A 22,808-nucleotide genomic window follows, 5' to 3' on the forward strand; every position below is an offset into this window, starting at 1 on the left:
AATGTCATTTAATATTAATAAGATAGAGCTCTGCTCTATGATCAAAAAGAAAATATGCGCCTGAAATTGCCCTCTCTTTTAGCGGCAGCCTCGATGCTGTGCGGGCAGGCTTTTGCCGCACCGGCCTTGACTCCGGCGCTGCCAGCTAATGCCGATATCCGCGATAGCGGATTTGTCTATTGCGTCAGCGGGCAGGTAAATACCTTTAACCCGCAAAAAGTCAGCAGCGGCCTGATTGTCGACACCCTAGCCGCCCAGATCTACGATCGCCTTCTCGACGTCGACCCCTATACCTATCGTCTGGTACCTGAACTGGCGGAAAGCTGGGAAGTGCTTGATAACGGCGCCACCTACCGCTTCCATCTGCGCGATAAGGTCCAGTTCCAGACCACCGACTGGTTTAAACCGACCCGCGCCTTTAACGCTGATGATGTCATCTTTACCTTCGGGCGCATCTTTAACCGCGACGATCCGTGGCACAGCGTTAACGGCAGTAGCTTCCCCTATTTTGATAGCCTGCAGTTCGCCGATACCGTAGAAAGCGTTCGTAAGCTGGATAACCATACCGTCGAGTTTCGCCTGAAACGGCCGGATGCTTCGTTCCTGTGGCATCTGGCAACACACTATGCTTCGGTCATGTCGGCGGAGTATGCCGCGCAATTGACCAAAAGCGACCGCGAAGAACAACTTGACCGCGAGCCCGTCGGCACCGGTCCGTTTAAGCTGGAAGAGTATCGCACCGGGCAGTACATCCGCCTGCAGCGCCACGCGGCCTACTGGCGCGGCAAACCCTTGATGCCGCAGGTGGTAGTGGATCTCGGTTCCGGCGGCACCGGTCGTCTGTCAAAACTGCTGACCGGCGAATGCGACGTGCTCGCCTGGCCGGCCGCCAGCCAGCTCACCATCCTGCGCGACGATCCGCGCCTGCGTCTGACGCTGCGCCCGGGTATGAATATCGCCTGGCTGGCTTTCAACACCGCTAAACCGCCGCTGGATAACCCGGAAGTTCGCCACGCGCTGGCGCTGGCGATCAACAACCAGCGTCTGATGCAATCGATCTACTACGGCACCGCGGAAACCGCGGCCTCGATGCTGCCTCGCGCCTCGTGGGCCTACGACAACGACGCTAAAATTACCGAATACAACCCCGCGGAGGCGCGTCGTCGCCTGCAGGCCCTGGGTTTGAGTAATTTGACTTTAAAACTGTGGGTGCCGACCAGTTCCCAGGCGTGGAACCCCAGCCCATTGAAAACCGCCGAGCTGATACAGGCGGATATGGCGCAGGTGGGTGTCAAAGTGATTATTATTCCTGTTGAAGGCCGTTTCCAGGAGGCGCGATTGATGGACATGAGCCACGATTTAACGCTTTCCGGCTGGGCCACCGACAGTAATGATCCGGACAGTTTCTTCCGCCCGCTGTTAAGCTGCGCGGCGATTGGTTCGCAGACCAACCTCGCCCACTGGTGCAACCGCGAGTTTGATGAGGTATTACAGAAAGCGCTGATTTCGCAGCAGCTGGCCTCGCGCATCGAAGCCTATAAAGAGGCGCAGCATATTCTCGCCCGCGAGCTGCCGGTGCTGCCGCTGGCCTCTTCGCTGCGGCTGCAGGCTTATCGTTATGATATGAAAGGACTGGTGCTGAGTCCGTTTGGCAACGCCTCCTTCGCAGGCGTGTCGCGCGAAAAAGAAGAGGTGAAAAAACCATGATTATTTTTACCCTGCGCCGCCTGCTGCTGTTGCTTGTGACGCTGTTTTTCCTCACCTTTATCGGCTTTAGTCTCAGCTATTTCACGCCGCACGCGCCGCTGCAGGGCGCATCGCTGTGGAATGCCTGGCTGTTTTGGTTTAAAGGGGTGCTGCACTGGGATTTTGGCGTCTCCAGCATCAACGGCCAGCTGATTTCCGAACAGCTGAAAGTGGTCTTCCCGGCAACGATGGAGCTGTGCATTCTGGCATTTGGTTTTGCGTTATTGGTCGGCATTCCCGTGGGAATGATTGCCGGGATCATGCGTAATAAATGGCCGGATACGCTCATTAGCGCCCTGGCGCTGGTGGGGTTCTCCATTCCGGTGTTCTGGCTGGCGTTGCTGTTTACCCTTTTCTTCTCGCTAACGCTGGGTTGGTTACCTGTCTCCGGCCGCTTTGATCTGTTGTACGAAGTAAAAACGGTGACCGGTTTCGCGCTCATTGATGCCTGGCTATCCGATTCACCCTGGCGCCATGAGATGATCGTTAGCGCCGCACGACATATGGTCCTGCCGGTGTTAACCCTGGCCGTCGCGCCGACCACCGAAGTGATCCGTCTGATGCGCATCAGTACCAGCGAAGTCTATGATACAAACTATGTTAAAGCCGCGGCGACCCGTGGCGTCACCCGCAGGACGATTCTCCACCGCCACGTGTTGCACAACGCCCTGCCGCCGGTGATCCCGCGCCTGGGGCTGCAGTTCTCCACTATGTTAACGCTGGCAATGATTACCGAAATGGTCTTCAGTTGGCCGGGGCTGGGGCGCTGGCTGATCAACGCCATCCGCCAACAGGATTACGCGGCGATTTCCGCCGGAGTGATGGTGATCGGCGCGCTGGTCATTATCGTCAACGTGATCTCGGATATTTTAGGAGCCATGGCTAACCCACTGAAACATAAGGAATGGTATGCCCTACGATAGCGTCTATCTCGAAAAGCGCCCGCCGGGCGCATTGCGCACCGTATGGCGTAAGTTCTACGGCGATACCACCGCGATGATTGGTTTATACGGCTGCGGCGCGCTGGTGCTGCTATGCGTATTCGGTGGCTGGTTCGCGCCCTATGGCATCGATCAGCAGTTCCTTGGCTACCAGCTGCTGCCGCCCTCATGGTCGCGCTACGGTGAAGTGTCGTTCTTCCTCGGCACCGACGACCTTGGCCGCGACGTATTGAGTCGACTACTCAGCGGCGCGGCGCCGACCGTCGGCGGCGCCTTTGTGGTCACGCTCGGCGCCGCGCTGTTCGGCCTGGTGCTTGGCGTGATTGCTGGTTCCACCCATGGTTTACGTTCAGCGGTAATGAACCATATTCTCGACACCCTGCTATCGATTCCGTCGCTGCTGCTGGCGATTATCGTCGTCGCTTTCGCCGGTCCGCATCTTAGCCATGCGATGTTCGCCGTCTGGCTGGCTCTGCTGCCGCGCATGGTGCGTTCGGTCTACAGCATGGTGCACGATGAACTGGAAAAAGAGTACGTGATTGCCGCCCGCCTCGACGGCGCTTCCACGCTCAATATTCTCTGGTTCGCGGTTCTGCCTAATATTACCGCCGGGCTGGTCACCGAAATTACCCGCGCGCTGTCGATGGCGATCCTCGACATTGCCGCGCTCGGTTTTCTCGACCTCGGCGCCCAGCTACCTTCTCCGGAATGGGGCGCCATGCTCGGCGACGCGCTGGAACTGATTTACGTCGCTCCCTGGACGGTCATGTTGCCGGGGGCGGCCATTATGATAAGCGTACTGCTCATTAATCTGCTGGGCGACGGTATTCGCCGCGCAATTATTGCCGGGGTCCAATAATGCCGTTACTGGATATACGTAATCTCACCATTGAGTTTAAAACCAACGAAGGCTGGGTAAAGGCCGTCGATAGGGTCAGCCTGACGCTGGCTGAAGGTGAAGTCCGTGGTCTGGTGGGGGAATCAGGTTCCGGCAAGAGCTTAATCGCCAAGGCGATTTGCGGTGTCACTAAAGATAACTGGCGGGTCACCGCCGACCGTATGCGTTTTGATGATATCGATCTGCTGCGCCTGTCTAACCGCGAGCGCCGCAAACTGATTGGCCACAACGTATCGATGATCTTCCAGGAGCCGCAATCCTGTCTCGATCCTTCCGAGCGTATTGGGCTGCAGTTGATGCAAAATATCCCCGGCTGGACCTTTAAAGGCCACTGGTGGCAACGCTTTGGCTGGCGCAAGCGCCGCGCCATCGAACTGCTGCACCGGGTGGGGATTAAAGATCACAAAGATATTATGCGCAGCTTCCCCTACGAACTGACCGACGGCGAATGTCAGAAGGTTATGATCGCCATCGCGCTTGCCAACCAGCCGCGCTTGCTGATTGCTGATGAACCCACTAATGCCATGGAACCGACTACTCAGGCGCAGATTATTCGCCTGCTGACCCGGCTCAACCAGAACAACAACACCACTATTTTGCTGATCAGTCACGATATGCAAATGCTCAGCAAATGGGCGGATAAAATTAACGTCATGTATTGCGGGCAGACGGTGGAAACCGCGCCGAGCGAAGAGCTGGTGACCATTCCTCATCACCCCTACACGCAGGCGCTGATTCGCGCGATCCCGGACTTCGGCAGCTCAATGCCGCATAAAAGCAGGCTGAATACCCTGCCCGGCGCCATTCCGCTGTTGGAACAACTGCCGATCGGCTGTCGGCTGGGGCCGCGCTGTCCCTATGCGCAACGCGAGTGTATCGTCACGCCGCGTTTGACCGGCGCGCGTAATCATCTGTACGCCTGTCATTTCCCGCTGAACATGGAGAAAGAGTGAAATGGTCGAAACATTGCTGGAAGTTCGCAATCTGAGTAAGACCTTTCGCTATCGTACCGGCTGGTTCCACCGTCAGACGGTAGAGGCGGTGAAGCCGCTGAGCTTTACCCTACGCGAGCGTCAGACGCTGGCAATTATTGGTGAAAACGGCTCCGGTAAATCAACGCTGGCCAAAATGCTGGCCGGGATGGTTGAGCCAACCACCGGTGAACTGTTGATTGACGACCATCCGCTGGAGTTTGGCGACTACTCATTCCGCAGCCAGCGTATTCGTATGATTTTTCAGGATCCCTCGACCTCGCTTAACCCGCGTCAGCGTATTTCGCAGATCCTCGATTTCCCGCTGCGCCTCAATACCGATCTTGAACCAGAAGCCCGGGAAAAGCAGATTATCGAGACGATGCGCATGGTGGGTCTGCTACCTGACCACGTCAGCTACTATCCGCATATGCTGGCGCCGGGGCAAAAACAACGCCTGGGTCTTGCTCGTGCCTTGATCCTGCGTCCGAAAGTGATTATCTGCGATGAGGCGCTGGCCTCGTTGGATATGTCAATGCGCTCGCAGCTAATCAACCTGATGCTGGAACTACAGGAAAAACAGGGAATATCCTACATCTACGTAACTCAGCATCTGGGGATGATGAAGCACATCAGCGATCAGGTGCTGGTGATGCATGAGGGCGAAGTGGTTGAGCGCGGAAGCACTGCTGATGTACTGGCCTCGCCTCTGCATGATCTGACCAAGCGGCTGATCGCCGGCCATTTTGGCGAAGCGCTGACTGCCGACGCCTGGCGAAAAGATGGCAAATAGCGTTAACTTTCCTTCAGGGGCGGCATAATAGCCGCCCCTGCCCTTTATGACTGCGGGAACACGCTCTGCGCCGGTAATGGTCGGCGGTCAAAGCGGCGCAGCGCAAAATACAACCATCCTGTACCTACCCAGCCGATAATCCATGACACATCATTGCCGGCGAATATCCACGTCAGCGAACCATGGAACAGCGGGTTCTCAATAAACGGCAGTTGAATAAGCACGCCAATGATATAAATGGTAATGGCATACAGATTCCAGAAACCATAGCGCTGATGCGGGTCGCTAAGCGCCGGAATATCGACCGCGCCTTTAGAGATAATGTAGTAATCGGTCAGACTGATGGCGCTCCAGGGAACGAAAAAAGCCAGCAGGAATAACAGGAAATGGGTGAAGTGTTTTAAGAAAGCTGGCTCACTGAGCAGCGCGATAATACACGAAGCCGCGACCATCAGGACGACGAAAGCGACACGGCATTTCTGCGACAATGCCGTCTGGCGACGGAAACCGGAAACAATGGTGGTCAGAGACATAAAACTGCCGTAGGCGTTAAGCGTCGTGAAGGTGATTTTGCCAAAGCAAATAGCAAAGTAGATGACCATCGCCATCACCTGGCTTTTACCCAATCCCACCAGATAACTCACTTCATGACCGGGGAAAGCGCTGCCGGCAATCGCGGCGGTAAATACCCCTAGCGTCATGGATGTCTGGGTTCCTAATACGGTACCGAAAAATACCGAGCAGAACGTTTTCGTTGCCGATACATTGCGTGGCAGGTAGCGCGAATAGTCGGACACATACGGGCAGAACGCGATTTGCCACGACGATGACAGCGACACGGCTAGCAGGAACATCGGCAGGGAGAAATGGTTATTTTGCGCCAGGGCCGTGAGATCCGCCGACATCAGTAGCGTAACGAACATATAAACAAAAGCCAGAATGCCGATAATGCTCGCCAGTTTACCCAACTTATGAATCACCTTATAACCCAGTACCGCAATAACAATAATAATCGCGCTGAATAGCAGCATGCCGGCAACGTTGCTGATACTTAACAGTTTTGCCATCGCCTGCCCGGCCAGTACGGTACCGCTGGCGGAGAAGCCAACATACATGACGCAGACCAGTACCAGCGGCACTACCGCGCCAAAGACGCCAAACTGGGCGCGGCTGATTATCATCTGCGGCAAACCCAGCCGTGGTCCCTGCAGGGCATGCAGCGACATCACCGCCGCCCCCAACACCTGTCCAAGAAGAAGGCCTATCAGCGACCACACCACGTCGCCGCCCAGCACCACGGCTAAAGCGCCGGTGACAATAGCGGTAATTTGCAGGTTGCCGCCAAACCACAGAGTAAACTGGCTAAACGGATGCCCATGCCTCTCGCGTTCGGGAATGTAATCAATCGACCGCGTTTCCTTTAATCCTGCCTCATTACTTTTTGGTTGCCCGTCTGTAGACGAAAAAGAAGACATAGGTACCTCGCTATTATTATTTCATTGACTCCCCATCTGACCGATCCTGTATATACAAGCATTGACAACTGCCCGCACCGCACGCATCCTATTTTTGTGATGAATATGTAAATTCTTTGTATTGCAAAAAGTAACAAAACCATAACAATAACGTTGATTAACGCCTGCGCAGGCAGCGCTTAACGAGGTGTACCGCTCATGATCGTTCCCGTCCAACTATCCACTCTGCCCGTCACACCCTGGAAAAATGGCGCTGGCGAGACCCGTGAGATAGTCTGTGTACCTTCTCCTGATGCCCCTTTTTTGTGGCGAGCCAGCATTGCCACCCTACAAAATGATGGTCCGTTTTCCTGCTTTCCCGGCGTCGATCGTGTCATTACCCTACTCACCGGGCAGCCGCTGCGCCTGAAAGGCGAAGCTATCGATTACCCTTTAGCGCTGTGGCAACCCTGGGCTTTTGCCGGCGAGTGGCCGCTGCGTAGCGAAGGGATCCGCGAGCGCGGTCTCGACTTTAATATCATGACCCAGCGCAGTCGCGCCGACGCCGAGGTTCGGGTCGTGAACGATGTACAGACTCCCGGCGACGAAGGCGTCGCGTGGGTATTACAGGGTCGCTGGCAACTTGGTGAACGGCAATGTGAAGCGCAATCGGGTATTTTCTGGCATCAGCAAGCGCCGGGCGAACTCGCGCCGCTCACGACAGACGCCCTACTGTTACTCACCACGATCGTGCGCCGTTAACCGCAGAAATATCGGTAACGCGTCGTGATCTCACGGTAAAACGTAGTGATTATCCGGTGATATACTGGAGTGAGCGCATTTGTCATTACGCGCTGCGTTGCGATAGGCGGCACAAAAAATCGTGACACAAGGGGTCTTCAGTGGGATATAATTCCTGGCTAAATTTGAGTTATTTTGAAATAACAACGTTAACCGTTTGATTGTTAGAGTAAAAATAAGCAATAACGATAAGGATTAAAGCTATGGGTTTTCTTTCCGGTAAGCGCATTCTGATCACTGGCGTGGCCAGTAAACTGTCCATCGCCTACGGTATTGCGCAAGCAATGCACCGTGAAGGGGCTGAACTGGCATTCACCTATCAGAACGAAAAACTGAAAGGCCGCGTAGAAGAGTTTGCTGCTGCGTTGGGTTCTAACATTGTGCTGCCGTGCGACGTGGCTGAAGACGAAAGCATCACCGCGCTGTTCACTGAACTTGAAAAAGTATGGCCGAAATTTGATGGTTTCGTGCACTCTATCGGTTATGCGCCAGCTGACCAGTTAGATGGCGACTATGTTAATGCCGTCACCCGCGAAGGTTTCAAAATCGCCCACGACATCAGCGCCTACAGCTTCGTGGCGATGGCAAAAGCCTGCCGCTCAATGCTGAACCCGGACTCCGCGCTGCTGACCCTTTCCTATCTGGGCGCTGAGCGCGCGATCCCGAACTATAACGTTATGGGTCTGGCAAAAGCGTCTCTGGAAGCCAACGTCCGCTATATGGCGAACGCGATGGGTCCGGAAGGTATTCGTGTTAACGCCATTTCTGCGGGTCCGATCCGCACCCTGGCGGCATCCGGTATCAAAGATTTCCGTAAAATGCTGGCGCACTGCGAAGCGGTCACCCCGATCCGTCGCACCGTCACCATCGAAGACGTCGGCAACAGCGCGGCCTTCCTGTGCTCTAACCTGTCTGCGGGCATCTCAGGTGAAGTCGTTCACGTTGACGGCGGTTTCAGCATCGCTGCGATGAACGAACTGGAACTGAAATAAGTTCCCTATCCTCCTCACCCCGGTGAGGAGGATCTCTCTCCCTTCTCTGCTTACGCTTCTCTTCTGTTATTCCAATCCGCTATTTATTAGTACGTATCAATATTTTCTCCTGCTTCAGGGTTACGCCAGGATAGTTGTGCAAAGAGGTACCGCGAAACGGCGGTTCGCCACCTACCGAACAAGGAACGCCCATGGAGCAACGCCGCGTGTATGGCAAAAACCACTGGTATCACGAGACCCAGTCAACCAATAGCCCGGTCGAGGTTCTTCCTCTGGTCCCGGAGGCCGCTGACGTTGATGACCGTTTTTTGCTCGATCTGCCACTCGCAGCCGATCTTAGCCACCCTCATGAAGGCTGGCTGGCGCCCGCGCGTCAGTTGGCAAAGGTACTTTTCCCGGACAGCGTCACGGTCACCCGATTACAAACCTTTAATGCCTACGACCGTCTCAGCACGGCCCTGACCGTCGCTCAGGTCTACGGCGTACAGCGCTTGTGTAACCACTACGCCGCGCGTCTGGCGCCGTTACCGGGCCCAGACTCTTCACGAGAGAGTAATCACCGGCTGGCGCAGATAACCCAGTACGCCCGCCAGTTAGCCAGTTCCCCTTCTGTTATCAACGAGGTCTCCCGCCGTCAGCTTGATGAGGTAGGACTGACCAGCCGCGATATTGTGTTAATTAACCAAATTATTGGCTTCGTGGGTTTTCAGGCCCGCGCGGTGGCCGCGTTTCAGGCCGCGCTCGGCCAGCCGGTACGCTGGCTTCCAGGTATGCCGCAGCAGGATGATGCCCCGGCAGAACGCTTTACTGATGTTACCGGAGAGTGGTCACTGGATATCGATGATGCCGACCTGCGTTACGCCAATGATGACAAGCAAGTCAGGCTCGCTGCATGGCACCGTCATCCCGGCCTGCAGCCTCTCGCCCCCCTTCTGGCAACGGATGAAGGCGCGTTAGCACTGCTGCATCAACTGCTGAATCAACTGGATAACTCTGCGCAGCCCTTAAGCGCAATGGCGGCATTGCTGGCGGCGCGAATCAACGGCAGCGTCAGCTGTTTTAACGCCTGGGCCGCGCGCTGGAAAGGTGACAACGGATTGTTGCAGGCATTGCGCGGCGATGAACGAATGATTCAGCACTGGGCGCAAAGCCATTCTTTGGAACACGTTTTCCTGCAGGCGGCGCAGCTATTGACTCGTGCGCCGGACCGTTTTAGCGCCGCGCAGCTAACTCCCCTCACTGAATATGGGCTTTCCCGCGTTGAGGCTATCGATCTGCTGGCGTGGTGCGGCCTGTGCGGCTGGCTGAATCGGCTTAAAGTCGCCCTCGGCGAGGTACGTCAAGCGACGTAAAATGCTGAAACAGCGCTTGCTGAGGCAGGCATATTCGCGTAAAAATGTCAGCCGCTCTTTTAGCCACGAAAAAACCTAATTATGTTTCAGGACAACCCGCTGCTAGCGCAGCTTAAACAGCAATTGCATTCCCAGACCCCGCGCGTTGAAGGGGTCGTTAAAGGTACGGAAAAAGGTTTTGGCTTCCTCGAAGTCGACTCGCAGAAAAGCTACTTCATTCCGCCGCCGCAAATGAAAAAAGTGATGCATGGCGATCGTATTATCGCTGTGGTCCATACGGAAAAAGAACGTGAAAGCGCCGAGCCGGAAGAGCTGGTTGAGCCTTTCCTGACCCGTTTTGTCGGCAAAGTGCAGAAAAAAGACGATCGTCTGTCTATTGTTCCTGATCATCCGCTGCTGAAAGACGCCATCCCTTGCCGCGCCGCGCGTGGCGTAGAACACGATTTCAAACAGGGTGACTGGGCGGTGGCTGAAATGCGTCGCCATCCGCTGAAAGGCGACCGCGGTTTCTATGCCGAATTAACGCAATTCATCACCTTTAGCGACGATCATTTCGTGCCGTGGTGGGTGACGCTGGCGCGTCATAACCTGGAAAAAGAAGCGCCGAATGGCGTTGCCACCGAGATGCTCGATGAAGGACTGGAACGTCGCGATTTGACAGCGCTTGAGTTTGTAACCATCGACAGCGCCAGCACCGAAGATATGGACGACGCGCTGTTTGTAGAGCGCGCCGACGACGGTAAACTTCTGCTGACCGTCGCTATCGCCGATCCGACAGCGTGGATTGCCGAGGGCAGCAAACTGGACAACGCAGCGAAAATTCGCGCCTTCACCAACTATCTGCCGGGCTTTAATATCCCGATGCTGCCGCGCGAACTGTCTGACGATTTGTGCTCGCTGCGCGCCAACGAAGTGCGTCCGGTACTCGCCTGCCGCATGACTCTGGCGGCTGACGGCGCTATTGAAGATAATATCGAATTCTTCGCCGCGACCATCGAATCTAAAGCCAAACTGGCTTATGACGACGTCTCCAACTGGCTGGAAAATATCGGCTCATGGCAGCCTGCTGATGACGCTATCGCGCAGCAAATCAAACTGCTGCAGGAAGTCTGCCTGCGCCGCAGCGAATGGCGTCAAACCCACGCCCTGGTGTTCAAAGACCGCCCTGATTATCGCTTCGTGTTGGGTGAGAAAGGTGAAGTGCTCGATATCGTTGCCGAACCGCGCCGCATCGCCAACCGCATTGTTGAAGAGTCAATGATTGCCGCTAATATCTGCGCGGCACGCGTGCTTCGCGATAACCTGGGCTTTGGCGTATATAACGTGCATACCGGTTTCGACCCAGCTAACACCGAGCAACTGGCCGCGCTGCTGAAAACGCACGATGTACACGTCGATCCGCTGGAAGTCCTGACACTGGACGGCTTCTGTAAACTGCGCCGCGAACTGGATGCTCAGCCTTCAGGTTTCCTCGATAGCCGCATCCGTCGCTTCCAGTCGTTCGCGGAGATCAGTACCGAGCCGGGCCCGCACTTCGGCCTTGGCCTGGAAGCTTACGCCACCTGGACTTCGCCAATCCGTAAATACGGCGATATGATCAACCACCGTCTGTTAAAGGCCATCATTAAAGGCGAGACCATTGGTCGCCCGCAGGATGATATCACCGTGCAGATGGCGGAACGTCGTCGTCTGAACCGTATGGCGGAACGTGACGTCGCAGATTGGCTGTATGCTCGCTTCCTCAACGATAAAGCCGGAACCGATACCCGCTACGCGGCAGAAATCATTGATGTCAGCCGCGGCGGCATGCGCGTGCGCCTGGTCGATAACGGCGCTGTCGCCTTTATTCCGGCACCTTTCCTGCACGCGGTGCGCGATGAACTGGTCTGCAGCCAGGAGAACGGAACCGTACAGATTAAAGGTGAAGTGGTTTATAAAGTCACCGATGTTATCGACGTGACTATCGCTGAAGTTCGTATGGAAACCCGCAGCGTCATCGCCCGTCCGGCGGCGTAACGCTTTTATGGCCCCTGCCCAGGGGCCATGCATTTCTCGTTTTGAGTGAATATCGCCAGCTGCGCAAGGATGTGCGTTTTTTTCGCTTCTCTTTTGCAACCGTTTTTTGCATCATTGATTTCATTCATTTTTGTAACCAGGATAATGCTATGTCTGATCTGAATGCCCGCCTGCTCGCCCAACGTATCGATACCGTGCTGGATATTCTGGTTGCCGGAGATTATCACTCGGCGATCCATAATCTGGAGATCCTCAAAGCCGAACTGCAGGCATTGTCTCACGACGAGCCAGAGAAGGATTCAGGGCAATCAAAAGCGCCGTGGGAAATCTGATTGATTCCTGTCCCCCAGCACGCCTTAAAGCCTGCTGGGCGCCGTATAGACCTCTAACAGTGATGTAGCTATGAACGCCCGACAACAAAGTATTTTACAAATGGTCATTGATAAAGGCCGCATGAGCGTTGCCGATCTGGCCAGGATGACCGGTGTCTCCGAAGTCACTATTCGTCAGGATCTGAATTCGCTGGAAAAACAAAGCTATCTGCGCCGCACCCACGGCTTTGCCGTACCGCTGGATAGTGAAGACGTCGAAACCCGCATGATGACCAACTTTGCCATTAAGCGTGAACTCGCCGCGCGCGCCGCGTCGCTGGTGGCAGCCGGAGAAACGGTGTTCATCGAAAATGGCAGCTCAAACGCCCTTCTGGCCCGCACGTTGGCGGAACGCGGTGATATCACTATCATCACCGTTAGCAGCTATATCGCACATTTACTCAAGGAAACGCCGGGCGAGGTCATCCTGCTGGGCGGTATTTATCAGAAGCGCAGTGAAAGCATGGTGGGCCCATTAACCCGTCAATGCATCCAGCAGGTGCACTTCAGCAAGGCGTTTATCGGCGTTGACGGCTGGCAGACCGAAACCGGCTTTACCGGCCGCGACATGATGCGCGCCGATGTGGTCAACGCGGTGCTGGAAAAGCAGTGCGAGGCTATCGTACTCAGCGACAGTTCGAAGTTCAGCGTCGTGCATCCTTATCCACTGGGCCCGATTGCCCGTTTCAATCGCGTCATAACCGACAACAACCTGAGCGAAACTATCCGCCGGCAGCTCTCCGGGAGCGGTTTAACGCTCGATATAGTCGACCCCGCCTGATCGCTTCCGCCAGCGCCCGTAGAATGGCGTTGGCAGCCTTTCTGCGTCTGAGAGTATTCTGACCCGCAATTAAGATTTTTTACCTGACGTTAAATTTTAAAATAAGTAGAATTATTATTAGCGATATAACAGGAAGTGACTATCACCTGCGTGATTAGAGCAACACCTGCGCAACTTAAGTTTCATGGAATAACCCTTAAGTCATAGCCAGTTGCTATGCTTAAAGGAAGGTGTATCCATGAATAGATTATTCAGGAGAATAAAATGATGACTTCAATGAGCAAAAAAATGGCTGCGGCCGTACTGGCGGTTACTGTAGTAATGTCCCTGAGCGCTTGTTCCAACTGGTCTAAACGCGACCGTAATACCGCAATCGGCGCAGGCGCTGGCGCACTGGGCGGCGCGGTATTAACCGACGGCAGCACCCTGGGTACCCTGGGCGGCGCAGCGGTTGGCGGCATCATTGGCCACCAGGTTGGTAAATAACCACCCCGCGTATTAAATTAATAATAATTTCGTAGTTACTGACTCACGCATCTACCAATAATTAAGGCCACGGTATTTACCGTGGCCTTGTTGTTTATTTCGTAGAAATTATCTTAGCCACCCGCTAATTTTACTTTCATCCCTTTAGCTTCCAGCAGTGATTTCAGCAAGTCGCGTTTATCACCCTGAATTTCAATCACTCCATCTTTCAGTGAACCGCCGCAGCCGCATTTCTTTTTCAGCTCCGCGGCCAGCTTCGCCAGCGCATCGTCATCGAGATCGATGCCGGTAATCAAGCAGACGCCCTTCCCTTTGCGCCCGCTGGTCTGGCGTTGAATGCGCACGATACCATCGCCTTTCGCACGTTGCGGCGCCGCTTTCGGCTCTTCAATACGCCCGCTATCGGTAGAGTAAACCAGGCGGCTGTTAGAATCGCTCATTACGCCTCCAATTTCAGCGACGCGTTGATAGCCGCAAGCGTTGCAGCCGGATCGGCAGACTGGGTGACCGGCCGGCCGATCACCATGTAATCAACCCCCGCCTGCTGCGCCTGTTCCGGAGTCATAATCCGGCGTTGGTCGCCCGCATCGCTGCCTGTGGGGCGGATCCCCGGGGTAACTAACTTAAATTCTTGTCCTAACTCTTGTTTAAAGCGGACGGCCTCCTGCGCGGAACAGACTACGCCATCGAGACCACAGCGTTTGGTTAGCGCCGCCAGTTTAGCAGCATGATCGGCAGGTGAAAGCGTGATGCCAAGGTCTTGCAAATCGCTGGCTTCCATGCTGGTCAATACGGTGACCGCAATCAGTAGCGGCGCCTCTTTTCCGAACGGTAACAACGCCTCGCGGGCAGCCGTCATCATGCGCGCGCCGCCGGAGGCGTGAACGTTCACCATCCATACGCCAAGCTCCGCGGCTGCGGCGACCGCGCGTGCGGTGGTGTTCGGGATATCGTGGAATTTCAGGTCAAGGAACACTTCAAAGCCGCGCTGATGCAGGTCGCGAACAAATTGCGGCCCCAGCAGCGTGAACATCTCCTTACCTACCTTTAACCGGCAGTCGCGCGGATCGATTCGATCAACAAAGGCTAACGCCTTGTCACGGTTATCATAATCAAGCGCAACAACGACGGGAGAGGATGTGATAACGCGAGGAGAAGAGCTAGCAGTAGACGTCATGACCGGACCTTAATTGTGGATGAGCGCCGCCAGGGCGCAAAAAAGGTAAACGGGCAGCATTCTACCTGCGAAGTGGGGAAAATGACAGGCTGGTTTTGCCCGTCTACAGACAAAAGCGGGCACGCGGCTGCAGAAATGGATACGCTAAAACCCAGGCAAGTATGTTGTAACTAAAGTCAGGTTTTTTTTAGAAGTTACTGGCCATCAAGGCCGCGAATCGGCTTGATAGTCGCCCAAGAACGGCAGGACGGGCAGTGCCAGTACAGGGTGTGAGAAGTAAAACCGCACTTCTGGCAGCGGTAACGCGGTTTGCTCCGCACCTGCTCGCCAACCATATTGCGCAGAACCCCCAGGCTCGCCTTCGCGCGCCCTTCTTCCGCCTCATTAAGATGGTAGTCCATCAGTTTGTGGAACACGCGCATCGTCGGGTGGCGTTCCAACTGGCGAGTCACATAGCTCTGCGCGGCCTCGGCGCCTTCCTGCTGCTCGATAATTTGCGCCAGCATAAGTTCCGCGGTCGCCCCGGTGTTCTCTTCTACACAGCGGCGCAGGAACGCTTCCCACTCCTCATGCTTACCCAACTGCTGATAACAGGTTTGCAGCATTTCCAGGGTTTCACCAACCAGTTCTTTATCCTGGCCAATCACCCGTTCCAGGCTTTCTACCGCTTTCGCGTAGTCGCCTTTTTCCATCCACACGCGCCCCATCATAATCGAGACGCGGGCGCTGTTGCGGTCCGCTGACGCGCCTTTTTTCAGCAGCGTCATTGCTTTATCGAGATCGTTACTGGCCATCTGCTGCAGCGCCAGCTCACACCAGAAGTTGGCGATATCGCTGCGATGCTTTTCTTTGCCCAATTTTACCAGCCGTTCGGCGACTTCAATAGCGGACTGCCAATCGCTGGTTAACTGGTAAATTTGCAGCAGTTGTTGTAGCGCGCCCAGGCGGAAGTCGGTTTCATCTACCAACTGCTTGAACATATCTTCCGCGCGATCGTACAGGCCCGCGGCCATATAATCACGGCCCAACTGCTGGACGGCGAGCAGGCGTTGGTCGTAGGTGAGCGAGGCGCTCTCCATCAGGCTTTGGTGAATGCGGATAGCGCGGTCAACTTCGCCGCGAGAACGAAACAGGTTGCCAAGCGTCAGGTGGGCTTCAACGGTGCCGGTGTCCTCTTTCAACATATCAAGGAACAGATCCACGGCTTTATCCTGCTGGTTGCTCAGCAGGAAGTTGACCCCAGCGACATAATCGCGCGACAGGCGATTAGCATCGTCCTGTTTGGACTGTTGTGCGCTCCTGCGCCCCATATACCATCCATAGGCTGCGGCAACGGGAAGAAGCAGAAACAACAACTCCAGCATAGACGGTTATTCCTTGACCGCAGGGACGCCGGCATCAGCAGGCGCTACGGTCACTGGCGCGATCTGCTGCTCCAGGCGTTTAATTTTACGCTCGGCGCGGGCCAGCGATACTCGTACCCGTAACCAGAACAGGCCGCAAATCAGCCAGCCAATCGCAAACCCGGCAGCAAATAACACCGCCAGCAACGTGGAGATGCGGAATTCACCCTGCGCGAGCAAATAGTTGAACGTGACCAGTTGGTCATTTTGCGCACCCAGCGTCACAGAGATGACGAAGATAGCTAACACCAGTAAGAAAATAAGTAAATATTTCACATGACTTCCCGTTCTGTGGGTTGCGCGAGTAAAACGCGTTCAAGCCCTATAAAGTATCATTTTCACCGCAGTGGTGAAATGGAAAAGCATGACACCCGTCATGATATGCGGCCGGGTGTCGCGAAAATCAACATAAACAGCGTCAGGTTGCGCGTTTTTTGATATCCGTCGCCTCTTCGACAGGCGGGGTTAACGGGCCGCAAAAACGCTGCGTGAGCCAGGTCGCCGCGGTAACCAGCAGCCAGGAAAGGCTGGTCGCCACGATAAGATCCTGCGGCCAGTGCATTCCCAACGCCAGGCGGCTGCCCATGACCGCCGTCGCCCACCCTAACAGCACACCGATAGTCACCCAGCGCCGACGCGGCCACAACAGCCCGACGCCAAGCAGCGCCCAGCTGGCGGCAAACATGGTATGGCCGGACGGAAAGGCAAAACCGGTCTCTTTTTGCCAGTGTTTACGCAAGAACCCCGGTATTGTCTGTTGTTCAGCCAATTGCTCATGCACCAGTTTAGCGCGTTCTTTACGTTTTAACTCATAGAATTGCGCCACCGGAACCTGCTGGGTTCTTTCTAACCAAATCACAAACGGCCGTGGTTCCTGCACCCGTTCTTTGATCCAGGATTTTAGCCCCTGTCCTGCCAGGATAGCCGCGCAGAGAATGAGAAACAGCACCAGCGCTTCGCGCAGACGAAAACGTAAACACCACAAAAACCAGCCAAATAGCGCTACGTGGGTAATGATTCCCCACGGCTGGGTTACCGTTTCAGTCACCCAGTACCACATTTTCAACATGGCCGGGGCTTGACCCGGCTGCCACTGCCAGCCGGAGAGCCAGACCATAACGGGCATAACAAGCAATAGCGCCGCCCCGATGGCGGTCCTTTTGGCAATTAACAGCATCGTATCTCCTTCTCTTTCCTTCTGAATATCATAACGGAAAGTAGATCGTTTGTGCGCTTTCCGCGCAGGCGGTCGTTGGTAATTAGGAGAACGTCGCGGCCTTGTGGCAAAATAGTAGTAAACAGAAAGCACATTCAGGTGCTGTCAGAATCTGGAGAATCACATGCAGCTTAAACGTGTGGCAGAAGCCAAACTGCCAACCCCCTGGGGCGATTTCCTGATGGTGGGCTTTGAAGAACTGGCAACCGGGCAGGATCATGTCGCGCTGGTGTATGGCGATATTTCGGGGCAAGCCCCGGTACTGGCTCGCGTACACTCAGAATGTCTGACGGGCGATGCCCTTTTTAGTCTGCGTTGTGATTGCGGTTTTCAGCTGGAAGCGGCGCTGTCGCACATCGCTGAAGAAGGACGCGGGATCCTGCTTTATCATCGTCAGGAAGGCCGAAATATCGGTTTACTGAATAAAATTCGCGCCTACGCGCTACAGGATCAAGGCTACGATACCGTCGAAGCCAACCACCAGCTTGGTTTTGCCGCCGATGAGCGCGACTTTACGCTGTGCGCCGACATGTTCAAGCTGCTCGGCGTCGAGCAGGTTCGCCTGTTGACTAACAACCCGAAGAAAGTCGAAATTCTGACCGAGGCGGGGATCAATATCGTCGAACGCGTGCCGCTCATCGTCGGGCGTAACCCGAAAAACGAACACTATCTCGATACCAAGGCTGCCAAGATGGGGCATCTGCTGAATAAATAATTCAGTTCCAGAATGAATCAGGGCCAGCATTCGCTGGCCCTTTCTTTTACAGCATATTACGAATCACATAATGCAGAATGCCGTCGTTCTGATAGTAAGTCAGCTCAGTCGCGGTATCGATACGACAGCGACACTGAATGACCTCCTGCTGTCCATCGGCGCGGGTAATCGTGACTGGAACCTGTGCCGCGGGATGCAGCGCCTGCAGGTTGCTGATATCAATCCGCTCTTCGCCGGTCAACTGTAGCGTTTTACGCGTCACGCCTTGTGGAAACTCCAGCGGTAATATCCCCATGCCGATAAGGTTGGAGCGGTGAATACGTTCGAAGGACTCGGCAATGACCACCCGCACGCCCAACAGACGCGGCCCTTTTGCCGCCCAGTCGCGGCTGGAGCCTGAGCCATATTCTTTACCGGCGATTACCGCCAGAGGCGTACCTTCGGCTTTGTACAGCATAGCCGCATCGTAGATGGCGATAGGCTGCGTGTCCGGCAAATGACGCGTCATCCCCCCTTCTACACCCGGCACCATTTCGTTACGGATACGAATATTAGCAAAGGTGCCGCGCATCATGACTTCATGGTTACCGCGTCGCGACCCATAAGAGTTGAAATCGCCGCGCGCCACGCCGTGCTCCTGCAAGTAGCGTCCTGCCGGGCTGTCAGCCTTGATACTTCCTGCCGGGGAAATATGGTCGGTGGTGACGGAATCACCAAGCATCGCCAGGATCCGAGCGCCATGAATATCTTCCACCGGTTTCGGCTCAACCCCCATCTCATCAAAGAATGGCGACAGGCGAATATAGGTAGAGTCATCCTGCCAGCGATAGGTATCGGAACGCTCAACCTGAATCGCTTTCCACTCCTCGGTACCTTCAAAGACTTCGGCATACTCTTTACGGAACATCTCGGTAGAAACCTGCTGCACAGCGCGAGCAATCTCCTCGCCGCTCGGCCAGATATCTTTCAGGAACACCGGCTTACCGTCTTTACCAACCCCAAGCGGTTCGCGGGTCAGATCGATGTTCATATTGCCGGCCAGCGCATAGGCTACGACCAGCGGAGGCGACGCCAGCCAGTTGGTTTTCACCAGCGGATGGATACGACCTTCGAAGTTGCGGTTGCCGGAGAGTACCGCCCCCACGGTCAGGTCTCCTTTTTTGATTGCCTCTTCGATAGGTTCCGGCAGCGGCCCGGAGTTACCGATACAGGTTGTACAACCGTAGCCAACGAGGTTAAAGCCCAACTCATCAAGATAAGGCGTCAACCCCGCATGCGCCAGATAATCGGAAACCACTTTCGAACCCGGCGCCAGCGAAGCTTTTACCCACGGCTGCGGTTTAAGGCCGCGCTCAACCGCGTTCTTCGCCAGCAGGCCGGCGGCCATCAACACGCTTGGGTTGGAGGTGTTGGTGCAGGAGGTGATTGCCGCAATCGCCACCGCGCCTTCCGGCAGCGAATAGCGTTGCCCATCGAGAGTGTAATCAACCGGTTGACGCGATTTTTGCGTTTGATTCACTTCCAGTTCGTTGCTGGCGGCAAACGCTTTCGGCACATCGCCCAACGCGACGCGGTCCTGCGGCCGTTTCGGCCCGGCGAGGCTGGCCTCAACCGTCCCCATATCCAGCGCCAGGGTGCTGGTAAAGACCGGCTCATCGCCCGTCTGGCGCCACATGCCCTGCGCTTTGGCATACGCTTCAACCAACGCCACCTGCTCTTCGCTGCGTCCGCTGAGGCGCATATAGCTGAGAGTCACTGCATCGATCGGGAAGAATCCGCAGGTCGCGCCATATTCCGGCGACATATTCGCAATGGTCGCCCGGTCGGCCAGCGGTAACGAGTCAAGGCCGTCGCCGTAGAATTCTACGAACTTGCCAACGACCCCATGTTTGCGCAGCATCTGGGTCACTGTCAGCACCAGATCGGTCGCGGTGATCCCTTCACGTAGTTTCCCGGTCAGTTTGAAACCAACGACATCGGGAATGAGCATGGATACCGGCTGACCAAGCATCGCGGCTTCCGCTTCAATCCCGCCTACGCCCCACCCTAATACGCCGAGACCGTTGATCATGGTGGTGTGCGAATCGGTACCCACCAGCGTATCCGGGTAAGCCACCCATTCGCCATTCTGCAGTTCGCTCCAGACGGCACGGCCAAGATATTCAAGGTTTACCTGGTGGCAGATCCCGGTTCCCGGCGGCACGACGCTAAAGCGGCTGAAGGCCTGCTGCCCCCAGCGCAGGAATGCATAACGCTCGTGGTTCCGTTCCATTTCAAGACGCACGTTGTCTTCAAAAGCGTTTTCATTACCAAAACGGTCTACCGTCACCGAGTGGTCGATGACCAGGTCAACCGGAGAGAGCGGGTTCACCTTCGCGGTATCGCCGCCCAGGCGTTTTACCGCTTCGCGCATAGCGGCTAAATCCACCACCGCCGGTACCCCGGTGAAATCCTGCATCAGCACGCGTGCCGGTCGGTAGGCAATTTCGCGGTCGGCGTGCGCTGTCGCCAGCCAACCGGCCAGCGCCTGAATGTCTTGTTCCGTCACCGAGTCGCCGTCCTGCCAGCGCAGGAGGTTTTCAAGCAGAACTTTGAGAGATTTGGGCAGTCGGGTGAGATCGCCCAGGTGTTTAGCGGCCAGCGCCAGGCTGTAGTAATGGTAGGTTTTGTCTTTGACCTGTAGCGTATCCTTACTGGCTGCTCGTAGTGTTGACGACATAGCTCCTCCTTTATCACAGGGATACATGCCCTGAACTCCTCAGGGTCTTTATTAAAGATAACACAAACTTGGCATAACACTTTGATAACAACTCAAATTGCTAAAATTGACAAAACCGTACAGTTCAGAAATTTTGACGAGAATAGTATTACAGCACGGATATATTTGATGAGGGTGAGTAAGTTCCGAACCTGTTCACTAAGCGGGAATAGAAAAAGAGCTAATCACCGATATGCAATGATTAGCTCAGGATGGATTAACATTTAAAGCTGATAAGTCGGAAAATAATTTCTTCCACCGTGTTCCACAATTCCGGGTGCTAATTTTACCAACCTCCTTTTGTCACAAAAGTGAAATATAACCTTCTCTGATAAACTGCTTTAGCTAATAATCCAGATGAATAATGCAACGATGCACCAGAAAGCGCTAAGCCCCATCAGTAGCGAGCCCCAAACCTGACTGCGCAGCGTTGGATCGATTTCCGCTTTATGACGTTCGTACGACATCGCGAGCTTTGCATAATCGATATTGTTTATCATTTCATCACCACCAATTGCTAAAATCATCAGGTACAGATAAATCTTAATAAGATATATAAAATAGATCCAGCTAATTCAGGAACAGCTAAAAGGCTTTTAACCGTTATTTTGATCGCAGCGGGTATAATGGAAAAGGGATGAGGTAAAATCCGCAGAAATGTGATTACAACGAGGTTTATAAGTTCTGATAAGGTCCATAATAGAAAATGGCACTCCCCAGAGGAAATGCCATTTATCGATACGATTATTTTTCCGGCAGTTTAATATCTTTGAACATCGCCTCTATATCCTCATTCGAACGTAGCGCCACGGCCGTATCTACCACATCCCGCGTCAGATGCGGCGCAAAACGCTGAATAAAATCATACATATAACTTCTGAGGAAAGTGCTTCGGCGGAAGCCTATCTTGGTGGTGCTATGGCTGAAAATACCATTGGCATCAAGTTTTACCAGGTCCGGATCGGACACCGGATCGACCGCCATGCTGGCAATGACCCCAACGCCAAGCCCTAAACGCACATAGGTTTTGATAACATCGGCATCAGTCGCCGTGAAGACGATACGCGGAGTGAGCCCGGCGCGATTAAACGCGGTATCCAGCTCGGAACGCCCGGTGAAGCCGAAGGTATAAGTCACCAGCGGGTACTGCGCGAGCTCTTCAATGGTCACCGAACCTTTAGAAGCGAGCGGGTGATCCGGGGTCACCACAATGGAACGGTTCCAGTGGTAGCACGGCAGCATCACCAAATCGTCGTACAGATGCAGCGCTTCGGTAGCAATCGCAAAGTCAGCATTGCCCTTAGAAACCGCTTCTGCAATCTGCGTCGGCGATCCCTGATGCATATGCAAAGAAACCCGAGGATAACGCTCAATAAAGCCCTTAATCACCCCAGGCAGCGCATAACGCGCCTGCGTGTGGGTGGTGGCAACGTACAATGAGCCTTTATCCGGCCAGGTGTGCTCCCCTGCCACGGATTTAATAGCCTCAACTTTGGACAGCACTTCGCGCGCGATGCGAATAATTTCCTGCCCGGCTGGAGTGACCTGAGTTAAATGCTTACCGCTGCGGGCAAATATCTGAATTCCCAACTCATCTTCCAGCATGCGCACCTGCTTGCTGATGCCAGGCTGCGAAGTATACAAGCCTTCGGCGGTAGAGGAGACATTCAGGTTATGGTTAACAACCTCAACGATGTAGCGGAGTTGCTGTAGTTTCATGGCTGATATCCGTAAACGCGTCAAATGAATCCGCTTAATACCCATTATGTTCAGACTGCTGCCTGCCGGCGGCAAAACGCCAGACATTCCCTGCGGCGCGCCGAACCAGCGCCACAATGCGTCCTGAAAACGATGATGTATAAGACGATTTGATAATAAAAAAGTGATTCGCTATAACCACTATATCATTTATATCTACAGTGTATAGATGCTAACAA

22 protein-coding genes are annotated in these 22,808 nt (G+C 54.7%); 13 read left to right on the top strand and 9 right to left on the bottom strand.

The window, feature by feature from the left end; genetic code table 11:
• Positions 1-54: 54 nt before the first annotated feature.
• The 5 genes from sapA to sapF are packed head-to-tail and all read left to right on the top strand — an operon-like array spanning position 55 to position 5,349.
• Positions 55-1,707: an ABC transporter substrate-binding protein SapA gene (gene sapA / locus PGR79_RS02545; protein WP_430921012.1), complete on the top strand. Its 1,653-nt coding sequence runs from the start codon at positions 55-57 to the stop codon at positions 1,705-1,707.
• Positions 1,704-2,669, top strand: coding sequence for a putrescine export ABC transporter permease SapB (sapB, locus tag PGR79_RS02550; protein WP_015366265.1), 966 nt, complete (start codon positions 1,704-1,706; stop codon positions 2,667-2,669). The genes sapA and sapB overlap by 4 nt, the downstream gene beginning before the upstream one ends.
• Positions 2,656-3,546: a putrescine export ABC transporter permease SapC gene (sapC, locus tag PGR79_RS02555; RefSeq protein WP_015366244.1), complete on the top strand. Its 891-nt coding sequence runs from the start codon at positions 2,656-2,658 to the stop codon at positions 3,544-3,546. Before sapB ends, sapC begins: the two co-directional genes overlap by 14 nt.
• The gene (gene sapD, locus PGR79_RS02560) at positions 3,546-4,538 is read left to right on the top strand and encodes a putrescine export ABC transporter ATP-binding protein SapD (RefSeq protein ID WP_015366243.1); all 993 of its coding nucleotides are present in this window, start codon (positions 3,546-3,548) and stop codon (positions 4,536-4,538) included. The genes sapC and sapD overlap by 1 nt, the downstream gene beginning before the upstream one ends.
• Position 4,539: 1 nt before the next feature.
• Positions 4,540-5,349 (top strand): peptide ABC transporter ATP-binding protein SapF, encoded by an 810-nt coding sequence (gene sapF / locus PGR79_RS02565; protein WP_047044986.1) that lies wholly within the window; start codon positions 4,540-4,542, stop codon positions 5,347-5,349.
• A gap of 44 nt (positions 5,350-5,393) precedes the next feature.
• Here the strand turns inward: sapF and PGR79_RS02570 are convergent, their stop codons facing one another.
• Positions 5,394-6,824, bottom strand: coding sequence for a purine-cytosine permease family protein (locus tag PGR79_RS02570; protein ID WP_113373661.1), 1,431 nt, complete (start codon positions 6,822-6,824; stop codon positions 5,394-5,396).
• Between the two features lie 198 nt (positions 6,825-7,022).
• Here PGR79_RS02570 and PGR79_RS02575 point away from each other — a divergent pair, with 198 nt between their 5' ends.
• From PGR79_RS02575 to osmB, 7 genes are all read left to right on the top strand, one after another.
• Positions 7,023-7,565, top strand: coding sequence for a HutD family protein (locus PGR79_RS02575; protein ID WP_113373660.1), 543 nt, complete (start codon positions 7,023-7,025; stop codon positions 7,563-7,565).
• Between the two features lie 242 nt (positions 7,566-7,807).
• Positions 7,808-8,596 (top strand): enoyl-ACP reductase FabI, encoded by a 789-nt coding sequence (fabI, locus tag PGR79_RS02580; RefSeq protein WP_061154898.1) that lies wholly within the window; start codon positions 7,808-7,810, stop codon positions 8,594-8,596.
• Positions 8,597-8,787: 191 nt separating this feature from the next.
• Entirely contained in the window at positions 8,788-9,948 is a 1,161-nt protein-coding gene (locus tag PGR79_RS02585) for a carboxymuconolactone decarboxylase family protein (RefSeq protein WP_087859381.1), read from the top strand.
• Between the two features lie 81 nt (positions 9,949-10,029).
• Complete coding sequence (locus PGR79_RS02590) at positions 10,030-11,964, top strand: exoribonuclease II (protein WP_113373659.1); 1,935 nt, start codon at positions 10,030-10,032, stop codon at positions 11,962-11,964.
• Between the two features lie 149 nt (positions 11,965-12,113).
• Positions 12,114-12,296, top strand: a complete 183-nt coding sequence (locus tag PGR79_RS02595) for a hypothetical protein (protein WP_015366235.1) — start codon at positions 12,114-12,116, stop codon at positions 12,294-12,296.
• Positions 12,297-12,366: 70 nt separating this feature from the next.
• Positions 12,367-13,116, top strand: coding sequence for a DNA-binding transcriptional regulator YciT (locus PGR79_RS02600; protein WP_087859379.1), 750 nt, complete (start codon positions 12,367-12,369; stop codon positions 13,114-13,116).
• A gap of 267 nt (positions 13,117-13,383) precedes the next feature.
• Complete coding sequence (gene osmB, locus PGR79_RS02605; protein ID WP_032688354.1) at positions 13,384-13,602, top strand: osmotically-inducible lipoprotein OsmB; 219 nt, start codon at positions 13,384-13,386, stop codon at positions 13,600-13,602.
• Positions 13,603-13,715: 113 nt separating this feature from the next.
• Here osmB and yciH read toward each other — a convergent pair whose 3' ends face one another.
• The 5 genes from yciH to pgpB form a co-directional block, all read right to left on the bottom strand.
• On the bottom strand, positions 13,716-14,042 hold the full coding sequence (gene yciH, locus PGR79_RS02610; RefSeq protein ID WP_015705734.1) for a stress response translation initiation inhibitor YciH: 327 nt from the start codon (positions 14,040-14,042) through the stop codon (positions 13,716-13,718).
• Positions 14,042-14,779, bottom strand: coding sequence for an orotidine-5'-phosphate decarboxylase (pyrF, locus tag PGR79_RS02615; RefSeq protein ID WP_045393148.1), 738 nt, complete (start codon positions 14,777-14,779; stop codon positions 14,042-14,044). Before pyrF ends, yciH begins: the two co-directional genes overlap by 1 nt.
• A 194-nt stretch (positions 14,780-14,973) precedes the next feature.
• Entirely contained in the window at positions 14,974-16,143 is a 1,170-nt protein-coding gene (gene lapB, locus PGR79_RS02620) for a lipopolysaccharide assembly protein LapB (protein WP_087859378.1), read from the bottom strand.
• 6 nt (positions 16,144-16,149) lie between these two features.
• Positions 16,150-16,458 carry a LapA family protein gene (locus PGR79_RS02625; RefSeq protein ID WP_045374686.1) on the bottom strand — a complete coding sequence of 103 codons (309 nt, stop codon included), beginning with the start codon at positions 16,456-16,458 and terminating at the stop codon, positions 16,150-16,152.
• Positions 16,459-16,600: 142 nt separating this feature from the next.
• Positions 16,601-17,359 carry a phosphatidylglycerophosphatase B gene (gene pgpB, locus PGR79_RS02630; protein ID WP_113373657.1) on the bottom strand — a complete coding sequence of 253 codons (759 nt, stop codon included), beginning with the start codon at positions 17,357-17,359 and terminating at the stop codon, positions 16,601-16,603.
• Between the two features lie 163 nt (positions 17,360-17,522).
• Here pgpB and ribA point away from each other — a divergent pair, with 163 nt between their 5' ends.
• The gene (gene ribA, locus PGR79_RS02635) at positions 17,523-18,113 is read left to right on the top strand and encodes a GTP cyclohydrolase II (RefSeq protein ID WP_015366227.1); all 591 of its coding nucleotides are present in this window, start codon (positions 17,523-17,525) and stop codon (positions 18,111-18,113) included.
• A gap of 46 nt (positions 18,114-18,159) precedes the next feature.
• On the opposite strand, the gene acnA is transcribed toward ribA, so the two are convergent.
• The 3 genes from acnA to cysB all read right to left on the bottom strand — a co-directional run bounded on the left by acnA (position 18,160) and on the right by cysB (position 22,590).
• Positions 18,160-20,832 carry an aconitate hydratase AcnA gene (acnA, locus tag PGR79_RS02640; RefSeq protein WP_087859375.1) on the bottom strand — a complete coding sequence of 891 codons (2,673 nt, stop codon included), beginning with the start codon at positions 20,830-20,832 and terminating at the stop codon, positions 18,160-18,162.
• A 380-nt stretch (positions 20,833-21,212) separates the two neighbouring features.
• Positions 21,213-21,371, bottom strand: coding sequence for a YmiA family putative membrane protein (locus tag PGR79_RS02645; protein WP_072056445.1), 159 nt, complete (start codon positions 21,369-21,371; stop codon positions 21,213-21,215).
• 244 nt (positions 21,372-21,615) lie between these two features.
• Positions 21,616-22,590, bottom strand: a complete 975-nt coding sequence (gene cysB, locus PGR79_RS02650) for an HTH-type transcriptional regulator CysB (RefSeq protein ID WP_015705738.1) — start codon at positions 22,588-22,590, stop codon at positions 21,616-21,618.
• Positions 22,591-22,808: the final 218 nt, after the last annotated feature.

The sequence above is a fragment of the Klebsiella sp. 141161 genome (genome assembly GCF_050600815.1).
GTDB classification, from domain to species: domain Bacteria; phylum Pseudomonadota; class Gammaproteobacteria; order Enterobacterales; family Enterobacteriaceae; genus Klebsiella; species Klebsiella aerogenes.